Source organism: Betaproteobacteria bacterium (assembly GCA_016791345.1).
GTDB lineage: Bacteria > Pseudomonadota > Gammaproteobacteria > Burkholderiales > JAEUMW01 > JAEUMW01.
In genome coordinates this window covers 1-1,738 of the sequence record JAEUMW010000067.1, presented here as the reverse complement: position 1 = coordinate 1,738, position 1,738 = coordinate 1, and the positions used below count along the sequence as shown (strand labels likewise).

Genomic DNA, 1,738 nt, shown 5'->3' with positions numbered 1-1,738 from the left:
TCGCCGTGCTGATCCTGCAGCAGCTTGCAGGGCAGCACGTGGCTCACCTTGCCGTGTCCATAAACCACGAGCGTCTCCGCGAACATCTTCACATCGTCGATGTCGTGGCTGATAACGACCAGCGGAATGCGGAAGCGCGCCTGCAGGTCCGCGAGTTCCTGCCGCACGCGATCGCGCAGCATCACGTCGAGCGCGGAGAACGGCTCGTCCAGCAGCAGCACCTCGGGCTCGCGGATGAGTGCGCGCGCGAGCGCCACGCGCTGCCGCTGGCCACCGGAGAGATCGCGCGGCAGGCTGTGCGCCAGCGGCGAGAGCTCGAAGAGGTCGAGCATGTCGCGCACCGCGCGGCGCTCGTCGGCCCCGAGCCGCCACTGCAGGAGCCGCTTCAGCGGGAACCCGACGTTCTCCTCGACCGTGAGGTGCGGAAAGAGCGCGTAGTCCTGGAACAGGTAGCCGACGTTTCGTTCGCGGCTCGGCAGGTCGATGCCTGCGGCCGAATCGAAGAGCACGCGATTGCCCAGCTGGACGCGCCCGCGCGCCGGGTGGATGAGCCCCGCGATCGCCTGGATGGTGACGCTCTTGCCGGCGCCCGAGGGGCCGAAGATGACGACGCGGTCGTCGGCGGTCGAGAAGGCGACGTTGAGCTGGAAGCTGCGGCGCGCAGATCGGAGGTTGACGTCGATGTCGACCGCGAGCTTCAACGTCTCAATACCTCGGCGTGAGCAGTTTGCCGGAACTGACCAGGATGACGATGCAGGTGACCGAGATCACCAGCACCAGCAGGTTCGCGAGGCTGTCGTTTCCCGCCTGCACAGCATCGTACACCGCCATCGACAGCGTTTGTGTGCGCCCGGGGATATTGCCGGCGATCATGAGGGTGGCGCCGAACTCACCCATCGCACGGGCGAAGGCGAGCATCGTCCCAGCCAGGATGCCGCGCATGGCAAGCGGCAGCGTCACGCGCAGGAACACTTTCGATTCTCTCGAACCCAGCACGCGGGCGGCCTTCTCGATGTTCGGCTCGACGTCTTCGAAGGCTGCGCGGGCAGACTTGAATACGAGCGGGAGCGCGACCACGGACGATGCGATGACTGCGCCCTGCCACGTGAAGATGAAGGTGAAATCGAAAGTGCGTTCGAGCCACTGGCCGAGCACGGAGCGCCGACCGAGCAGGACGATGAGGTAGTAACCGAGAACGGTCGGCGGCAGCACCATCGGCAGCGTCAGCACGGCGTCGAGCCAGTCGCGCCCGGCGAAGCGCACGCGCGCGAAGAGCAGCGCCAGGGCGACGCCGACCAGAAAGGCGATCAGCGTCGCGAGGCTGGCGACCTTGAGGGTGAGCCAGAGCGGGGCGAGATCAACGTCCGCCGGCATAGCGCGGCTCGGGGCTCGCGAAGCCAAACGCCGCGAGTTGCTTCTGGCCCGCGGGTGATAGGACGTAACCGAGGAAGTCCCGTGCGAGCGCCGGGTTGCGGCTCGCCGTCACCTGCGCGATCGGGTACAGGATCGCAGTGGTGACCGGCACCTCGGCGGCGACTTTTACCTTGTCCTTCTCTATGCCGGCATCGGTCGCGTAGACGAAGCCGGCTTCGGCCTCGGTGCGCGCCACGTACGCTAGCGCCTGGCGCACCGAATCGGCAAAGACGAACTTCGGCGTCAGCGTGTCCCACAGCTTCGCCGCTTCGAGCGCCCCCTTGGCATAACGCCCGGCCGGGACTGAAGTCGGGCTGCCGATCGC

Annotated in this window: 3 protein-coding genes; all 3 read right to left on the bottom strand. The window is 67.0% G+C overall.

Features of this window, described 5'->3' with window-relative positions:
- A partial coding sequence (locus JNK68_02590) for an ATP-binding cassette domain-containing protein (protein MBL8539239.1) occupies positions 1-701 on the bottom strand: 701 nt, incomplete at its 3' end.
- 4 nt (positions 702-705) lie between these two features.
- Positions 706-1,374: a molybdate ABC transporter permease subunit gene (gene modB / locus JNK68_02585; GenBank protein MBL8539238.1), complete on the bottom strand. Its 669-nt coding sequence runs from the start codon at positions 1,372-1,374 to the stop codon at positions 706-708.
- Positions 1,358-1,738 (bottom strand): molybdate ABC transporter substrate-binding protein (modA, locus tag JNK68_02580; GenBank protein ID MBL8539237.1); only part of this gene is annotated, 381 nt, incomplete at its 5' end. The genes modA and modB, both read right to left, overlap by 17 nt.

Excerpts from the sequence above, each read along its gene's own strand:
- modB (MBL8539238.1), bottom strand. The coding sequence starts at position 1,374 with ATGCCGGCGGACGTTGATCTCGCCCCGCTCTGGCTCACCCTCAAGGTC.